Annotated in this window: 13 protein-coding genes and 3 tRNA genes; 15 read left to right on the top strand and 1 reads right to left on the bottom strand. The window is 63.9% G+C overall.

Annotation, left to right across the window (positions count from 1 at the left end):
• Positions 1 to 438: 438 nt before the first annotated feature.
• The 11 genes from DIE13_RS22500 to DIE13_RS22450 all read left to right on the top strand — a co-directional run bounded on the left by DIE13_RS22500 (position 439) and on the right by DIE13_RS22450 (position 13,519).
• Positions 439 to 1,968 (top strand): NuoM family protein, encoded by a 1,530-nt coding sequence (locus DIE13_RS22500; RefSeq protein WP_124829352.1) that lies wholly within the window; start codon positions 439 to 441, stop codon positions 1,966 to 1,968.
• Between the two features lie 268 nt (positions 1,969 to 2,236).
• Positions 2,237 to 3,124 (top strand): ubiquinol oxidase subunit II, encoded by an 888-nt coding sequence (gene cyoA, locus DIE13_RS22495; RefSeq protein WP_124829351.1) that lies wholly within the window; start codon positions 2,237 to 2,239, stop codon positions 3,122 to 3,124.
• Between the two features lie 3 nt (positions 3,125 to 3,127).
• Complete coding sequence (cyoB, locus tag DIE13_RS22490) at positions 3,128 to 5,134, top strand: cytochrome o ubiquinol oxidase subunit I (protein ID WP_124829350.1); 2,007 nt, start codon at positions 3,128 to 3,130, stop codon at positions 5,132 to 5,134.
• A complete protein-coding gene (gene cyoC, locus DIE13_RS22485; protein WP_124829349.1) occupies positions 5,134 to 5,742 on the top strand; it encodes a cytochrome o ubiquinol oxidase subunit III in 609 nt (202 codons plus the stop codon). Before cyoB ends, cyoC begins: the two co-directional genes overlap by 1 nt.
• Positions 5,743 to 6,075 carry a cytochrome o ubiquinol oxidase subunit IV gene (cyoD, locus tag DIE13_RS22480; RefSeq protein WP_098555674.1) on the top strand — a complete coding sequence of 111 codons (333 nt, stop codon included), beginning with the start codon at positions 5,743 to 5,745 and terminating at the stop codon, positions 6,073 to 6,075.
• Between the two features lie 333 nt (positions 6,076 to 6,408).
• Entirely contained in the window at positions 6,409 to 6,744 is a 336-nt protein-coding gene (locus tag DIE13_RS22475) for a hypothetical protein (protein ID WP_124829348.1), read from the top strand.
• 200 nt (positions 6,745 to 6,944) lie between these two features.
• The gene (locus DIE13_RS22470) at positions 6,945 to 8,828 is read left to right on the top strand and encodes an extracellular solute-binding protein (RefSeq protein WP_124829347.1); all 1,884 of its coding nucleotides are present in this window, start codon (positions 6,945 to 6,947) and stop codon (positions 8,826 to 8,828) included.
• 52 nt (positions 8,829 to 8,880) lie between these two features.
• A complete protein-coding gene (locus DIE13_RS22465) occupies positions 8,881 to 9,924 on the top strand; it encodes a microcin C ABC transporter permease YejB (RefSeq protein WP_124829346.1) in 1,044 nt (347 codons plus the stop codon).
• A 75-nt stretch (positions 9,925 to 9,999) separates the two neighbouring features.
• On the top strand, positions 10,000 to 11,097 hold the full coding sequence (locus tag DIE13_RS22460; protein WP_124829345.1) for an ABC transporter permease: 1,098 nt from the start codon (positions 10,000 to 10,002) through the stop codon (positions 11,095 to 11,097).
• A complete protein-coding gene (locus DIE13_RS22455; RefSeq protein WP_124829344.1) occupies positions 11,094 to 12,716 on the top strand; it encodes an ABC transporter ATP-binding protein in 1,623 nt (540 codons plus the stop codon). Before DIE13_RS22460 ends, DIE13_RS22455 begins: the two co-directional genes overlap by 4 nt.
• Positions 12,717 to 12,844: 128 nt before the next feature.
• Positions 12,845 to 13,519 carry a C40 family peptidase gene (locus DIE13_RS22450; protein ID WP_124829343.1) on the top strand — a complete coding sequence of 225 codons (675 nt, stop codon included), beginning with the start codon at positions 12,845 to 12,847 and terminating at the stop codon, positions 13,517 to 13,519.
• Positions 13,520 to 13,687: 168 nt separating this feature from the next.
• On the opposite strand, the gene DIE13_RS22445 is transcribed toward DIE13_RS22450, so the two are convergent.
• Entirely contained in the window at positions 13,688 to 14,605 is a 918-nt protein-coding gene (locus DIE13_RS22445; RefSeq protein ID WP_124829342.1) for a patatin-like phospholipase family protein, read from the bottom strand.
• Positions 14,606 to 14,885: 280 nt separating this feature from the next.
• Here DIE13_RS22445 and gltX point away from each other — a divergent pair, with 280 nt between their 5' ends.
• The 4 genes from gltX (at position 14,886) to DIE13_RS22425 (ending at position 16,879) form a co-directional block, all read left to right on the top strand.
• On the top strand, positions 14,886 to 16,295 hold the full coding sequence (gene gltX, locus DIE13_RS22440; protein WP_124829341.1) for a glutamate--tRNA ligase: 1,410 nt from the start codon (positions 14,886 to 14,888) through the stop codon (positions 16,293 to 16,295).
• Between the two features lie 137 nt (positions 16,296 to 16,432).
• Positions 16,433 to 16,508 (top strand) — tRNA-Ala (locus DIE13_RS22435).
• Between the two features lie 141 nt (positions 16,509 to 16,649).
• Positions 16,650 to 16,725, top strand: a tRNA-Glu gene (locus DIE13_RS22430).
• Between the two features lie 80 nt (positions 16,726 to 16,805).
• A tRNA-Asp gene (locus DIE13_RS22425) sits at positions 16,806 to 16,879 on the top strand.
• Positions 16,880 to 16,881: the final 2 nt, after the last annotated feature.

The raw sequence follows: 16,881 nt of genomic DNA, 5'->3' as shown, positions 1-16,881 counted from the left end.
GCGGCATCGCGCGCCCTCGGGGCGCTTTGATGATGGCAAAACGAAAGAAAAATGAAAGTATCGTTGTAAGATTTGTGCCGGGCGTGCTCATCGTTCCCTGCATCCTGTTCAGGCACGCCAAAACAGCGGTCTGACGACAAAAATGCGGCATCGCACCGATTCGCGCGCGTCGCGACCTTCGATAATACAAAAAATTACATATAAAAATCAGGTGGTTGCAAACGCGTCGAAGAACTAGAGTCTGTTGCGATGCAAAATTTCTCCAATCGATTTATCCTCGTTAACCCGATTGCGCTTGAGCCGCGTCAAACTTCGTTCTGACGTTGCTTTACATTTTGCCAACAAGGGTGATTCGCGAAATCTATCTTACGATTTGATTTCGATTCTTTCGTCCCGCCTGTCCCGATGCAGTGCGCGACCCTCTCTAGGTTTGTTGACATGCATGATTTTCCCTTTCTGAGCCTGGCGATCTGGGCTCCGATCCTGGTCGGCGCGTGCCTGCTACGTGCCGGCAGCGACCATCATCCCAATCGCACGAGGTTGATCGCGCTCATCGGCGCACTGATCGGGCTGGCAGCAGTCGTCCCGCTCGTCACCGGTTTCGATTCGCATTCGGCTGCGATGCAGTTCGTCGAAACCCGCGACTGGCTTGCTGCATTCAACTCGGGCTGGCGTGTGGGCATCGACGGCGCATCGCTTTGGCTCGTCGTGCTGACCGCGTTCACGACGCTCATCGTGGTGATCGCATCGTGGGAATCGATCACGGTTCGCATCGCGCAGTATTACGCGTCGTTCCTGATCCTGTCGGGGCTGATGGTCGGCGTGTTCGTCGCGCAGGACGGGCTGCTGTTCTTCATTTTCTTCGAGGCGACGCTGATCCCGCTGTACCTGCTGATCGGTACGTGGGGCCGTGAGCATCGTGTGTACGCGGCGGTGAAGTTCTTCTTCATCTCGTTCGCGGGTTCGCTGCTGCTGCTGATGGCGATGCTCTACCTGTATGCGAAGTCGCACACGTTCGACATGAATGCATGGCGCACGCTGGAGCTCGGCTTCTCGCCTCAGCTGCTGGTGTTCCTCGGCTTCTTCGCCGCGTTCGCGGTCAAGGTGCCGATGTGGCCGGTTCACACGTGGCTGCGCGACGTCTATACGGACGGCCCGACCGGCGCCGCGCTGATGCTCGCGATGCTGAAGCTCGGCGGTTACGGTTTCCTGCGCTTCGCGCTGCCGATCACGCCTGATGCAGCGCACTTCTTCGCGCCGGCCGTGATCGCACTGTCGCTGTTCGCGATCGTCTACGCGAGCCTGGTCGCGCTGGCGCAGACCGATCTCACCAAGCTGCTGGCGTATTCGACGGTCGCGCACATGGGGATCGTCACGCTCGGCCTGTTCCTGTTCAACCAGATCGGCGTCGCGGGCGCGATCGTGCAACTCGTCTCGTACGGTTTCGTCGCTGGCGCAATGCTGCTTTGCGTGAGCGTGCTGGTCGATCGCACCAAGCAGCGCGAGATCGCCGCATACGGCGGCGTGGCCGGCGTGATGCCGCGCTTCGCGATGTTCGCGGTGCTGTTCGCGATGGCCAACGTGGGCCTGCCGGGCACGTCGGGATTCGTCGGCGAATTCATGGTCATCATGGGCGCGATCCGTTTCAACTTCTGGATCGGCGCCATCGCGGCGCTCACGTTGATCCTCAGCGCATCGTACACGCTGTGGATGATCAAGCGCGTCGTGTTCGGCAAGGTCGATAACGCACGTGTCGCGAAGCTCTCCGACCTTAGCCGCCGCGAGATCGTGGTATTCGCGTCGTTCGCACTGATCGTGCTGGGCGTCGGCATTTATCCGAAGCCGTTCACCGATGCAATCGACCCGACCGTCGCGCAACTGATCGAAGACGCCAGCCGCTCGAAGGTGCCGGCAGGGGACGGCATCACGCCGCCGCAGCCGGCCTACATGGCCTCTGCGCACAACTGACCGCAGTGCTGGCGCACGACGGCCGCATCGCATGACGATGCGGCCGTTGCGCGCACATCCATCGGAGCAGGTGCCGAGCGCACCTGCCAACTTGCGCCTGCATGAAATCGCCCCGCGACAATCTGTCTCACAGCAGATTTTGCAATGATGATTTGCCGCATCCACCGGTTTTTCATCGTGCGCGCGCGACGTATGATTCGGCCCACTTTCGTGGATCGAATGCGCATCGGGCATACGCTACGGATTCAATGACCCCTCGGGCTGTGTGATGAAAAGAAAAGCTTCAAAAGGCTGGACGGCGCTGATGTCAATCGGCGCGGCGCTGAGCCTGTCAGGCTGTAATTTAGATGTACTAAATCCGAAAGGGAGTGTCGGTGCCGCCGAAAAGGCACTGATCGCAACCTCCACTTGGGCGATGCTGATCGTCGTCGTGCCGGTGATTCTGCTCACGCTGTGGTTCGCGTGGCGTTATCGCGCGTCGAATCGCAACGCCACCTACGCGCCGAACTGGTCGCACTCGACCGCGATCGAAGTCGTGATCTGGACGGTGCCGACGCTGATCATCCTGTTTCTCGGCGTGCTCACGTGGAAGACCACGCACGAGCTCGATCCGTACAAGCCGCTCGAGTCGTCGGTGAAACCGATCGACGTCGAGGTCGTCGCGCTCGACTGGAAGTGGCTGTTCATCTATCCGGAACTCGGCATCGCGTCGGTGAACCAGCTCGCGATTCCGGTCGGTACGCCGGTGAACTTCCGCATCACGTCGGATTCGGTGATGAACTCGTTCTTCATTCCGCAGCTCGGCGGCCAGGTCTACGCGATGGCCGGCATGCAGACGCGCCTGCACCTGATCGCCGACGAAGCCGGCGATTACGCGGGCACGTCGGCCAACTTCAGCGGCCGTGGCTTCTCCGACATGAAGTTCCGCACGCTGGCCGAGCCGCGCGAGCAGTTCGACGCATGGGTGCAGAAGGTCAAGGCATCGCCTGACCGTCTCGACGCGACCGTGTACGGCTCGGTTGCGCAGCCGAGCGAGAAGGCGCCGGTGCGCTACTTCTCGTCGGTCGATCCGCGGCTCTTCCACAACATCATCGCGAAATACAACGATGGCCACGTCCTCGATCTGAAGGACGCCGCCTGCGGCACGAAGGGGTAACGCATGTTCGGCAAACTCACACTATCGGCGATCCCGTTCGATCAGCCCATCATCATGGTGGCCGGTGCCTTCATGGGGCTGGCCGTTCTGGGCGTGCTCGCCGGCCTGACGATCACCGGCCGCTGGAAGTGGCTGTGGACGGAGTGGCTGACGACGGTCGACCACAAGAAACTCGGCGTGATGTACATCATCGTCGCGCTGATCATGCTGCTGCGCGGCTTCGCCGACGCGATCATGATGCGCATGCAGCTCGCGCTCGCGTACAACGCGCCCGGCTACCTGCCGCCGCACCACTATGACCAGATCTTCACGGCACACGGCGTGATCATGATCTTCTTCATGGCGATGGTGTTCATGGTCGGCCTGATGAACCTCGTCGTGCCGCTGCAGATCGGCGCACGCGACGTCGCGTTCCCGTTCATCAACTCGCTCTCCTTCTGGATGACGGCGGTCAGCGCGATCCTGATCAACATCTCGCTCGTGATCGGCGAATTCGCACAGACGGGCTGGCTCGCATACCCGCCGCTGTCGGAACTGCAGTTCAGTCCGGGGGTAGGGGTCGACTACTACCTGTGGGCGCTGCAGATCTCGGGTGTCGGCACGCTGCTGACCGGCGTGAACTTCTTCGTGACCATCATCAAGATGCGCGCGCCCGGCATGACGCTGATGAAGATGCCGGTATTCACGTGGACGGCCCTCTGCACGAACGTGCTGATCATGGCGTCGTTCCCGATCCTGACCGCGACGCTCGCGCTGCTCGGTCTCGACCGTTACCTCGGCATGCACTTCTTCACGAACGAAGCCGGCGGCAACGCGATGCTGTACCTGAACCTGATCTGGGCGTGGGGCCATCCCGAGGTCTACATCCTGATCCTGCCTGCGTTCGGCATCTTCTCGGAAGTCATCGCGACGTTCTCGAAGAAGCCGCTGTTCGGCTACAAGACGATGGTGTACGCGACCTGCGCGATCATGGTGCTGTCGTTCCTCGTGTGGCTGCATCACTTCTTCACGATGGGCTCCGGCGCGAACGTGAACGCGTTCTTCGGCATCATGACGATGATCATCGCGATCCCGACCGGCGTGAAGGTGTTCAACTGGCTGTTTACGATGTATCGCGGCCGGATCGAATTCACGACGCCCGTCCTGTGGACGATCGGCTTCATGGTCACGTTCACGATCGGCGGGATGACCGGTGTGATGATGGCGATTCCGGGTGCGGACTTCGTGCTGCACAACAGCCTGTTCCTGATCGCGCACTTCCATAACGTGATCATCGGTGGCGTGCTGTTCGGCTATCTCGCGGGCTTCAACTACTGGTTCCCGAAGGCGTTCGGCTTCAAGCTGAACGAGAAGCTCGGCAAGGCTGCGTTCTGGTTCTGGCAGGTCGGCTTCTACGTCGCATTCGTGCCGCTGTACGTGCTCGGCTTCATGGGCATGACGCGTCGTCTGAACCACTACGACAACCCGGCGTGGCATCCGTGGCTGTTGGTCGCAGCATTCGGCGCCGTGCTGATCGCGATCGGCATCGCATGTCAGCTGCTGCAACTGGTCGTCAGCATCCGCAACCGCAACCTGCCGGAATACCGCGATACCACAGGCGATCCGTGGGGCGGCCGCACGCTCGAGTGGGCCACCACGTCGCCGCCGGCGGACTACAACTTCGCGGTGATCCCGCAAGTGCGCACGCTGGACGCGTACGCCGACATGAAGGCACGTGGCGATGCCCGTCCGAACCCGGCATCGATCCGCGACATCCACATGCCGTCGAATACGTGTGCGGGTCTCGTGGTCGCGATCTTCAGCCTCGTGCTGGGCTTCGCACTGGTGTGGCATATCTGGTGGATGGCGATCGGCGGCCTGGTCGGGATCGTCGCGACGCTCGTGATCTATAGCTCGCGTGACAACGACGGCTACTACATCCCGGCGACCAAGGTGCGCAAGATCGAAGAGAAGCAACCGGCGGTGCGCGTGGCCACGCGTGTCGACGACGTGGAACTGGAGGCCAACTGATGTTGCAGAAAACCTTGAGCGCAACCTTGCTCGAGCACGACGACCATCCGCCGTCGCACTCGGTGTTCGGCTTCTGGCTGTATCTGATGACCGACTGCGTGATCTTCGCGGCGCTGTTCGGGACGTTCGCCGTGCTGGGCAACCAGTATGCGGGCGGTCCGACCGCGAAGGACCTGTTCGACATTCCGGGCGTCGCGCTGGAAACTGCCGCGCTGCTGCTGTCGAGCATCACCTACGGCTTCGCGATGCTGGCCGCGTACAAGCAGCGCCGCGGCGTGATGCTTGCCTGGCTGGCAGTGACGTTCCTGCTCGGCGCGGCGTTCCTCACGATGGAACTGCGCGAGTTCTCGCACCTGATCGCGGAAGGTGCAGGCCCGCAACGCAGCGCGTTCCTGTCGGCGTTCTTCACGCTGGTCGGCACGCACGGCCTGCACGTGACGGCGGGCCTGCTGTGGATGGTCGTGCTCGCCGGGCAGATCGTGCTGCGCGGCGGCGACCTGACCGATCGCGACCTGCGTCGTCTGACGTGCCTGAGCCTTTTCTGGCACTTCCTCGACATCGTGTGGATCTGCGTGTTTTCCTTTGTCTATCTTGCGAGCGTGATCTAAATGGCCCATTCGCATTCGTCTCAACTCGAAGAAGGTCACGGCAGCGTCGGCGGCTATGTCGCCGGCTTCATCCTGTCGGTGCTGCTCACGGCCGCATCGTTCGGCCTGGTGATGGAAGGCGTGCTGTCGCCGCACGCGTCGCTGATCGCGCTTGCCGCGCTCGCGCTCGTGCAGATCGTCGTGCACCTCGTGTACTTCCTGCACATGAACGGTTCGTCGGGCCAGCGCTGGAACGTGATGGCGTTCAGCTATACCGTGCTGACCGCGGCGATCCTGATCGTCGGGACGTTGTGGGTGATGCACAACGTCAGCATGAACATGATGTCGCGCTGAGCGATGTCGCGGCGCAACGCGCCCGCCATGAAGAAGCGGCACGCGAGTGCCGCTTTTTTTTCGCCTGCGAAATCCGCGCGCATCATTTCAATCGCATTGGCAGGGCGAACGAGCGTCCGGACGCAGTATGATTCGACGCGCGTCCGGACGAGAAGCCCGGCGGGCAGGCCGGAGCGGCGCGCCCGGCAGTGGTCGGGCCGTCAATTGTTACAAGACGTTAGCGGGCGCTTCCCGTTGCGATGCCGCGCATCAGTTCTTACAAACTTGAAATATGCTGGGACGGCGCTTGCCGTTATAGTCGAATCACACATGACACAACTCAAAGAGGAATCCATGAAGACTTTGCGTGTTGCCTCGCTCTTGACCGGTATGACGGCCTTGCTCGTGTCGGGCGCAGCAATGGCGGGAGTCAATGTCGGGATCAACGTCGGCGTGCCGGCTCCGGTCTACGTCGCGCCCGCGCCCGTGTATGCGCCGCCGCCTCCGCCGGTCGTCTATCAGCCGGCGCCCATGTACGCTCCCGCGCCGGCGATCGTGATCGGCTGGCACGGCGATCGCTACTGGGACGGCCGCCGCTACTGGGGCCGCGACGAGTGGTATCGTCATCATGGCCGCGGCTGGGGCGGCGATCGTGGTCACGGGGACCACGGCCGCCACGGCTGGCACTGATCGACATGCCGCACGCGCGCGACGCGTGCGCGCACGAGAAAAACCGCCTTCGTGGCGGTTTTCTTTTGTCCGCGCGAATCGTGCGCGGGCGTTGCGGGCGCGGCGGCTGCAGGCAAGAACTGCCGCGGGATGGCTCGACGCCGAATTGAATGGGTAGAATCGACCCTCGTTACACCCCTCAATCGACCGACAGGGCCTCTATGACGAAGGGTTCGCCCCGGATTGTCGCCGCGCGCATCCGCTTCGGGGCCGCACATGCCGTACGGGTTGCCGGCCGCACGGCGGCAGTATTGGCAATACAGGCGGTGCTGGCCGCGACGGCCGCACACGCAGCGTATGCGATCGCGCAATACGGCGAGCCGAAATATCCGCCGGGCTTCAAGCATTTCGACTACGTCAATCCGGACGCGCCGAAGGGCGGCACACTCGTGCTCGCCAACCCGAACCGGCTCACGTCGTTCGACAAGTTCAATCCGTTCACGATGCGCGGCAATCCCGCGCCGGGCATCGACATGCTGTTCGAGAGTCTCGCGACTGGCAGCCTCGACGAACCGGCTTCCGCGTACGGGCTGCTCGCCGACGACATCGAGATCGCGCCGGACCGCCGCTCGGTCACATTCCATCTGAACCCGCGCGCACGCTTCTCCAACGGCGACCCGGTCACGGCCGACGACGTCAAGTATTCGTTCGACACGCTGAAGAGCAAGCTCGCCGCGCCGCAGTTCGGCGCGTATTTCGCCGACATCGCGAAGGCCGTGGTGGTCGACCCGGCGACCGTGCGCTTCGAGTTCCGCAGTGCGAATCGCGAGTTGCCGCTGATTGCCGGTGGCGTGCCGGTGTTCTCGCACAAGTGGGGCTTGCGCGCGGACGGCTCGCGCATCCCGTTCGACCAGCTCGCGTTCGAGCAGCCGATCGGCAGCGGGCCGTACCTGATCGAGCGCTACGACAACGGCCGAACGATCACGTACCGGCGCAACCCCGCGTACTGGGGCGCCGATCTGCCGGTGCGGGTCGGCACCAACAACTTCGAGCGGATCGTCTACAAGCTGTACGGCGACGGCGTCGCGCGGCTCGAGGCGTTCAAGGCCGGCGAATACGACGTGCTCGTCGAGTACATCGCGCGCAACTGGGCGCGACGCGACGTCGGCAAGCGCTTCGACAGCGGCGAGCTCGTGAAGCGCGAATTCCGCCAGCACAACGGCGCGGGTATGCAGGGTTTCTTCATGAACTTGCGCCGTCCGCTGTTTCGCGATGTGCGCGTGCGCCAGGCGCTCGACCTCGCGTTCGATTTCGAATGGCTGAACCGCCAGTTGTTCTACGGCGCGTACACGCGCCTCGACAGTTATTTCGCCGACACCGACCTGCAGGCAACGGGCACGCCGGACCAGGGCGAGTTGAAGCTGCTCGCGCCGCTGCGCGCGCAACTCGATCCGGCCGTGTTCGGCCCGATGGTCACGCAGCCCGACACCAATCCCCCGGGCTCGCTGCGCGCGAACCTGCTGAAGGCCCGTGTGCTGCTCGCGCAAGCCGGCTGGACCTACCGCGACGGCGCGTTGCGCAATGCGAAGGGCGAACCGTTCACATTCGAGATCCTCGACGACTCGGGCGCGGCGATGGAAGGCATCGTGACGGCCTACCAGCGCAATCTCGCGAAGCTCGGCATCGACGCGCGTTTTCGCACGGCCGACTATGCGCTGCTGCAAAAGCGGCTCGACGCGTTCGACTACGACATGACGACGGTCCGCTATCCGGGCGTGCAGGTGCCCGGTGCCGAGCAGTTCTCGCGCTTCGACAGCAAGTTCGCCGACGAACCGGGCTCCGACAACATCATCGGCCTGAAGTCGCCGGCCGTCGACGCGTTGCTGCATGCGCTCGGCGCCGCGCAGACCCGCGACGAACTGCTCGATGCGACGCATGCGCTCGACCGCGTGCTGATGCACGGCTATTACGCGGTTCCGCAGTGGTACAGCACCACGCACCGGATCGCGTACAAGCGCACGCTCGCCTATCCGCAAACGCTGCCGCTGTACTATTCGGCCGAGGGCTGGGTCGTGTCGACCTGGTGGGCCAAGCCCGATCACTGATGCTTGCCGGCCCTTCGTTCAACCCAGCCTATCGATCGCGAGTCGACGCCCTATGTGGAGCTACATCCTCAAACGCCTGCTGCTGATGATCCCGACGCTCGTCGGCGTGCTCACGCTCACGTTCGCCGTGATCCAGTTCGTGCCCGGCGGCCCCGTTGAGCAGGCCGTGCAGGAGCTTCGCAAGGGTGCGACGGAGCAGGGCGCGGCGCCGTTCGGCATGCGCGCGCATACGGGCGTCGACGCGCAGCAGCTCGCGCAACTGAAGGCACTGTACGGCTTCGACAAGCCGCCGCTCGAGCGCTACTGGCTGATGCTGAAGCGCTTCGCGCGCTTCGATCTCGGCGACAGCTACTTCAGGCACCAGAGCGTGTGGTCGCTGATCGTGCAGAAGCTGCCGGTGTCGATCAGCATCGGCCTGTGGACGTTCTTCATCACCTACCTGATCTCGGTGCCGCTCGGCATCGCGAAGGCCGTGCGCAACGGCTCGCCGTTCGACGTCGCGACGAGCCTCGTCGTGCTGGTCGGCTATGCGATTCCAGGTTTCGTGCTAGGCGTGCTGCTGCTCGTGCTGTTCGGCGGCGGCTCGTTCTGGCAGCTGTTCCCGCTGCGCGGGCTCACGTCGGACAACTTCGACCAGTTGTCGCTGATCGGCAAGGTGCTCGATTATCTGTGGCACATCGCGCTGCCGATCACGGCGTCGGTCGTCGGCAGCTTCGCCGTCGTCACGATGCTCACGAAGAACGCGTTTCTCGACGAGATCCGCAAGCAGTACGTTCTGACTGCGCGTGCGAAAGGGCTCGCCGAGCGCACCGTGCTGTGGAAGCACGTGTTCCGGAACGCGATGCTGCCGCTGATCGTCGGCTTTCCTGCCGCGTTCATCGGCGCGTTCTTCACGGGCAGCCTGCTGATCGAGACGCTGTTCTCGCTTGACGGCCTCGGGCTGCTGTCGTACGAGTCGGTCGTGCGGCGAGATTATCCGGTCGTGCTCGGCACGCTGTACCTGTTCACGCTGATCGGGCTCGCGACCAAGCTGATCTCCGATCTCTGCTACGTGTGGGTCGACCCGCGCATTCAATTCGACAACCTGGAGCGCTGACATGAAACCGTCCGTTCGCACGCCGCTTGCCGGCGCGCCTGCCCGCATGCCCGGCGTCGCCGGGCGAGGTGCGCGATGAGTCGGGTAGCCGTGTCGTCCCGCACCGACGCGGCACGCGCGCGCGTGTCGCCGTCTCCCGCGCGCCGCGTATGGCAGCGCTTTCGCCAGCAGCGTCTCGGCTACTGGAGCTTCGTGATCTTCGTCATCGCGTTCGCGGCAAGCCTCGCCGCACCGCTGTGGTCGAACGACAAGCCGCTCGTCGTGCACTACGACGGCCACTACTATTTCCCGATGTTCCATGCGTATCCGGAGACGACCTTCGGCGGCGATTTCCCGACGCCGGCGGACTATCTCGATCCGTACGTCCGCAAGCGGATCGAGGCGCCGGGCAACTTCGTCGTCTACCCGCCGAATCGCTACTACTACGACACGCTGAACTACTTCTCGACCGTGCCCAACCCGGCGCCGCCGTCGCGCGCGAACTGGCTCGGTACCGATGCGCAGGGGCGCGACCTGCTCGCGCGGCTCGTGTACGGATTCCGCGTGTCGGTCGAGTTCGGGCTGATCCTGACCGTGATCGGCACGCTGCTCGGGATCGCCGCGGGCGCCGTGCAGGGTTTCTTCGGCGGCCGCATCGACATCGTCGGGCAGCGGCTGATCGAGATCTGGAGTTCGCTGCCCGAGCTTTACCTGCTGATCATCTTCGCGTCGATCTTCGAGCCGAGCTTCCTGCTGCTGATCGTGCTGCTGTCGCTGTTCGGCTGGATCGGGCTCGCCGATTACGTGCGCGCCGAGTTCCTGCGCAACCGTACGCAGGACTACGTGCGCGCGGCCCGCGCGATGGGGCTCACGAACTGGCAGATCATCTGGCGCCACGTGCTGCCGAACAGCCTGACGCCTGTGATCACGTTCCTGCCGTTCCGGATGAGCGGCGCGATCCTCGCGCTCACGAGCCTCGACTTCCTCGGACTCGGCGTGCCGCCGCCGACGCCGAGCCTGGGCGAGTTGCTCGCGCAGGGCAAGGGCAATCTCGATGCGTGGTGGATCTCGCTGTCGACGTTCAGCGTACTGGTCGCGACGCTGCTGTTGCTGACTTTCATGGGCGATGCATTGCGCAACGCGCTCGACACGCGGATCTCCGACTCGGTGCGTGCAGCGGGAGGCCAGCGATGAGCGACACGGCCGTATCGAAGCAGGGCGAGCCGCTGCTGTCGCTCGAGCATCTGCATGTGCGCTTCGGCGACACGGTGGCCGTCGATGACGTGACGCTCGCGATCGGTCGCGGCGAGCGCGTCGCGCTGGTCGGCGAGTCGGGCTCGGGCAAGAGCGTGACCGCGTTGTCGATCCTGCGGCTGCTGCGCGATGCCGACGTGAGCGGCACGATCCGTTTCGCGGGGCACGATCTCGCCGGCAAGAGCGAGCGCCAGATGCGCGGGCTGCGCGGCTCGGATATCGCGATGATCTTCCAGGAGCCGATGACGGCGCTCAATCCGCTATATACGATCGGCGTGCAGATCGGCGAGACGATCGTGCTGCACGACGGCGTGACGGCGGCCGAGGCGCGCAAGCGTGCGATTGCGCTGCTCGCGCGCACGGGCATCGAGGAGCCGGAGAAGCGTGTCGACAGCTACCCGCACCAGTTGTCGGGCGGTCAGCGCCAGCGCGCGATGATCGCGATGGCGCTTGCATGCCGGCCGCGGCTGCTGCTCGCCGACGAGCCGACCACCGCGCTCGACGTAACGATTCGCGCGCAGATCGTCGACCTGCTGCTCGAACTGCAGCGCGAGGAGGCGGAAAGGCGCGGGATGGCGATCCTGCTGATCACGCACGACCTGAATCTCGTGCGGCACTTCGCCGAGCGGGTTGCGGTGATGGAGCACGGCAAGCTGGTCGAAAGCGGGCCGGTCGAGCGGATCTTCGCGGAGCCGGAGCATCCGTACACGCGGCGTTTGCTGAACAGCCGGCCGCAGCGTGCGGTCGCGCCGGTGATGCCGATCGCGCCGGTCGTGCTCGATGCGCGCCACGTCAGTGTTCAGTTCGCGCGCAAGCGGCCGGGCTTTGCCGGCTGGTTCGGCACGATGCCGGTGACGGCGGTCTCGGACGTCTCCGTGTCGGTGCGGCAGGGCGAGACGCTCGGCATCGTCGGCGAATCCGGCTCCGGGAAATCGACGCTCGCGATGGCGCTGCTCGGGCTGCAGCGGACGGCGCACGGCGAGATCGAATTCCAGGGTCGTGCGCTGTCGTCCTATCGCGGTCGCGAGCAGACCGCGCTGCGCTCGAACATGCAGGTTGTCTTTCAGGATCCCTTCAGTTCGCTGTCGCCGCGCCACACGATCGAGCGGATCGTCGGCGAGGGGCTCGAACTGCATCGCCCGGAATTGACGCCCGATGCGCGCCGCGCGAAGTCGCTCGCGGTGCTGCGCGAAGTCGGCCTCGACCGCACGGTGCTGCATCGCTATCCGCACGAGTTCTCGGGCGGGCAACGCCAGCGGATCGCGATCGCGCGCGCGCTCGTGCTGGAGCCGCGCATCCTGATCCTCGACGAGCCGACTTCCGCGCTCGACGTGTCGATCCAGCAGCAGGTGCTGAAACTGCTCGCGAATTTGCAGCAGAAATACAACCTCGGCTATGTATTCATCAGCCATGACCTGGAAGTGATCGGCGCGATGGCGCATCGGGTCGCGGTGATGCAGGGCGGGGCGGTCGTGGAGTCCGGCGACGTTGCCGACATCTTCACGAAACCGTCACATCCTTACACACAAAAGCTGTTGAAAGCGGTCTGGAAAGCGTGATACGCGTCCAATGGTCTGACCATCTCGATTGTATTTTTTAATTTGTTTTGACAAACGATTACGCGCTGGCTAGTATCGACCGAAATTTTCCGCCAATCAGCTGATTTTTAAGCAAATTCCATCGACCAATGCAGCATCGATCCCTGACCCAGGCATGCGCGCGCACCATCGCCGGGCTGTTCATCGGCGCCCTGTTCGCAGCAGCTCCCGGCGCGTTCGCCGACGAAGTCAGCAGTTTTAATCAAAATGTCACGAATTCGACCCAGATCGGGTCGAATTCCTCCCTCCAGCAGACCAGTGCACAGCCGTCGAGCGGCGGCGCGAAGTCGTTCCTGTCCGGCATGGCGGGCAAGGCGGGCGACGTCGTCGTCAGCGCGCTCAACATGATCGGTGTGCGCTATCGCTGGGGCGGCAACTCCCCGGATTCCGGCCTCGATTGCAGCGGCTTCGTGCGCTATGTGTTCCAGGACACGCTCGGCATGTCGCTGCCGCGTCGTGCGGAAGAGATGAGCCGCGTCGGCGAAAAGGTCAGCATGAGCAACCTGAAGCCGGGCGACCTCGTGTTCTTCAACACGATGCGCCGCACGTTCTCGCACGTCGGCATTTATATCGGCGACAACAAGTTCGTGCATTCGCCGTCGACCGGCAGCACCGTTCGCGTCGACGATCTCGACAACGGCTACTGGGAAAAGCGGTTCACCGGCGCGCGCCGGATCGAATCGGAGTTTCCGATGAAGGCCGACGATCTGCGTCAGCGCGTGCGCGCGACGATCGGTGACGATACGGCGAACGGCAACAACTGACGCTCGCCGGCAAACCGCCGGATCAAAAAACCCTGTCACCGAAAGGCGGCAGGGTTTTTTGTTTTGGTGCGCGCGATGCGCGAGTGGCAAGCGGATCGGCAGCCGACGGCGGCCGGAGCCGCTGTCGGCTGCCGCGCGCCGTGTGTCGCGCGCGCTTGGTCGTTCGTGTTACGCGGCCGCGACGCCGCGAGCCGCCGCGAGCTTGCGCTGCAGCTCGGGCATGATGCGCGCGACAGCTTCCTCGCCCGCGAGGATCGCTGCGTTGCGCTGGTTGAAGTCGCTGCCGCCCATCGCCGCGAGGTTCGGGCGGATCACGACATCCGCGTATTTGTCGAGCTCGTAGGTCTTGATCGTCTGCCCCATGATCGTGAAGGTCTGCAGCAGCATCTCGATCGGGTTATTGGTCGCGGCACCGTCCGGGCGCGCCGAGATGTCGACTGCGATCACGAAGTTTGCACCCATCTTGCGCGCGAACGACGCGGGCACGGGACTCACGAGACCGCCGTCGACGTACTCGCGGTTGCCGATCTTCACGGGTTCGAACACTGACGGCACGCTGCATGAGGCGCGCACCGCGAGACCCGTGTTGCCCTGCTGGAACAGGATCGGCTGGCCGCTCTGCAGATCGGTCGCGACGACGCCGAGCGGTCTGGTCATCTTTTCGATCGGCCGGTTGTTGAGCGCCTTGTTCAGAAAGTTCTGCAGCGCGACGCCCTGCAGCAGCCCGCGCGAGCGGAACGGCAGCGCCCAGTCGCTGATCGACGCCTGATCCATGTCGAGCGCGATCTTGTTGATCTGCAACCCGCTCATTCCGGATGCGTACAACGCGCCGACCACCGAGCCCGCACTCGTGCCCGCGACGATGTCGATCGGGATGCCGCGCGCCTCGAGCGCCTTCAGCACGCCGATGTGCGAGAAGCCGCGGGCGGCGCCGCCGCCGAGCGCGATGCCGATCTTCACGGGCTTCTCGTGCGATTGCGCGGCGTTGTCGGGACGGGACTTGTCGCCGAACGACGTGCAGGCGGCGAGGCTGGCGGACGCGCACGCGATCGTGAAGTGGCGGCGCGACAGGCGAGGGGACGACATCGAATGGTTCTCCGGCGGCTTAGCGGCGGGCCGTGCGGCCCGCGGCGGCGATTGGTTCCGAGCGGCCGTGCGGCGGGATCCGTGCGGCCGGCGCGGCGCCGGCTGGCGGCCGCGGCGCGCACATCATAAAGCAAGCGGTGCGCTTGGCGCGATGACCGGCGCGAGTATAATTCCGGCTTCTTTCCCGTTCCGGGCGCGGCCGGCCCCATTGCTGTCCGGGCTGTTGCCGTCGATCCCGCGTCGAATCATTCATGCGCCCCAGGCGTTCGAGTTACCGTTTATGACCCGTCCTGTCCGTACCCGCTTCGCGCCGAGTCCCACCGGCTTCATTCACCTCGGCAACATCCGCTCCGCGCTTTATCCGTGGGCGTTCGCCCGCAAGATGAAGGGCACGTTCGTGCTGCGTATCGAGGATACCGACGTCGAGCGTTCGTCGCAGGAAGCCGTCGATGCGATCCTCGAGGGAATGCAGTGGCTCGGCCTGGATTTCGACGAAGGCCCGATCTACCAGATGCAGCGGATGGACCGCTATCGCGAGGTGCTCGCGCAGATGCTCGAGAAGGGCCTCGCGTACCCGTGCTACATGTCGGCCGAGGAACTCGACGCGCTGCGCGAGCGCCAGCGCGAAGCCGGCCTGAAGCCGCGCTACGACGGCACCTGGCGTCCGGAGCCGGGCAAGGTGCTGCCCGAGCCGCCGGCCGGCGTGAAGCCCGTGCTGCGTTTCCGCAACCCGCTGACCGGCACGGTCGTGTGGGACGACGCGGTGAAGGGCCGTGTCGAGATCTCGAACGAGGAACTCGACGACCTCGTGATCGCGCGTCCGGACGGCACGCCGATTTACAACTTCTGCGTGGTCGTGGACGACATGGACATGAACATCACGCACGTGATCCGTGGCGACGACCACGTGAACAACACGCCGCGCCAGATCAACATCCTGCACGCGCTCGGCGGCGAGCCGCCCGTCTATGCGCACCTGCCGACCGTGCTGAACGAGCAGGGCGAGAAGATGAGCAAGCGGCATGGCGCGATGAGCGTGATGGCGTATCGCGACGCAGGCTTCCTACCGGAGGCCGTCGTCAACTATCTCGCACGTCTGGGCTGGTCGCACGGCGACGCCGAGATCTTTTCGCGCGAGCAGTTCGTCGAATGGTTCGATCTCGAGCATCTCGGCAAGTCGCCCGCGCAGTACGACCACAGCAAGTTGAGCTGGCTGAATGCCCACTACATAAAGGAAGCCGACAACGCGCGCCTCGCCGCGCTGGCGAAGCCGTTCCTCGATGCGCTCGGTATCGGCGATGCGGCCATCGCGACGGGCCCGGCGCTCGACGCCGTTGTCGGCCTGATGAAGGACCGTGCAACGACGGTCAAGGAAATCGCGGAGGGCGCCGCAATGTTCTACCGTGTGCCGGCACCGGAAGCCGATGCGATCTCGCAGCACGTGACCGATGCCGTGCGACCGGCGCTGGCCGATCTCGTCGCCGCGTTGAAGGCGGCCGACTGGACGAAGGAAGCGGTGTCCGCCGCGCTGAAGGCGACGCTCGGCACGCACAAGCTGAAGATGCCGCAGCTCGCGATGCCGGTGCGTCTGCTGGTGGCCGGTACGACGCATACACCGTCGATCGACGCGGTGCTGGTGCTGTTCGGTCGCGACGTCGTCGTGTCGCGCATCGAGGCTGCGCTGGCCTGAGGTTCTGGCATGCGGGAAGCCGTCGGCACGTCACGTCACGTCGCGTCGCGTCGGCTTCGCAAAAATTTCGCTCGAATCGCAAAAAGGGTATTTACAAGTTCGAATTCGGTCCATATAATCTCATTTCTGTTCTGCAAGGGGGTATAGCTCAGCTGGGAGAGCGCTTGCATGGCATGCAAGAGGTCAGCGGTTCGATCCCGCTTACCTCCACCATCAGAACAAAAGATTGATTTGCGAAGCAGTCGTGGCGGTAGTAATAAATGCTTCACAAAATGATTTAAAGCAGTTAAAATTTTGGCCTTCGCTGTTGACGATAAGTGAATAGCGAAAGTCAGACTGATCTGAAAAGATCATGTCCCCTTCGTCTAGAGGCCTAGGACATCACCCTTTCACGGTGAGTACAGGGGTTCGAATCCCCTAGGGGACGCCAGATTCAGCGGCGTTTCGTAGAAGTGTCGCGAGGCTTGCAGGAACGTAACCGACGTCCTGCAGGTAACGGTGCAGAAAGTTGGAGCGGTAGTTCAGTCGGTTAGAATACCGGCCTGTCACGCCGGGGGTCGCGGGTTCGAGTCCCGTCCGCTCCGCC

It is taken from the genome of Burkholderia sp. Bp9016 (assembly GCF_003857765.1).
Lineage (GTDB): Bacteria > Pseudomonadota > Gammaproteobacteria > Burkholderiales > Burkholderiaceae > Burkholderia.
The sequence above is the reverse complement of the archived record's forward strand: the minus strand, read 5'-3'. Positions and strand labels throughout refer to the sequence as shown.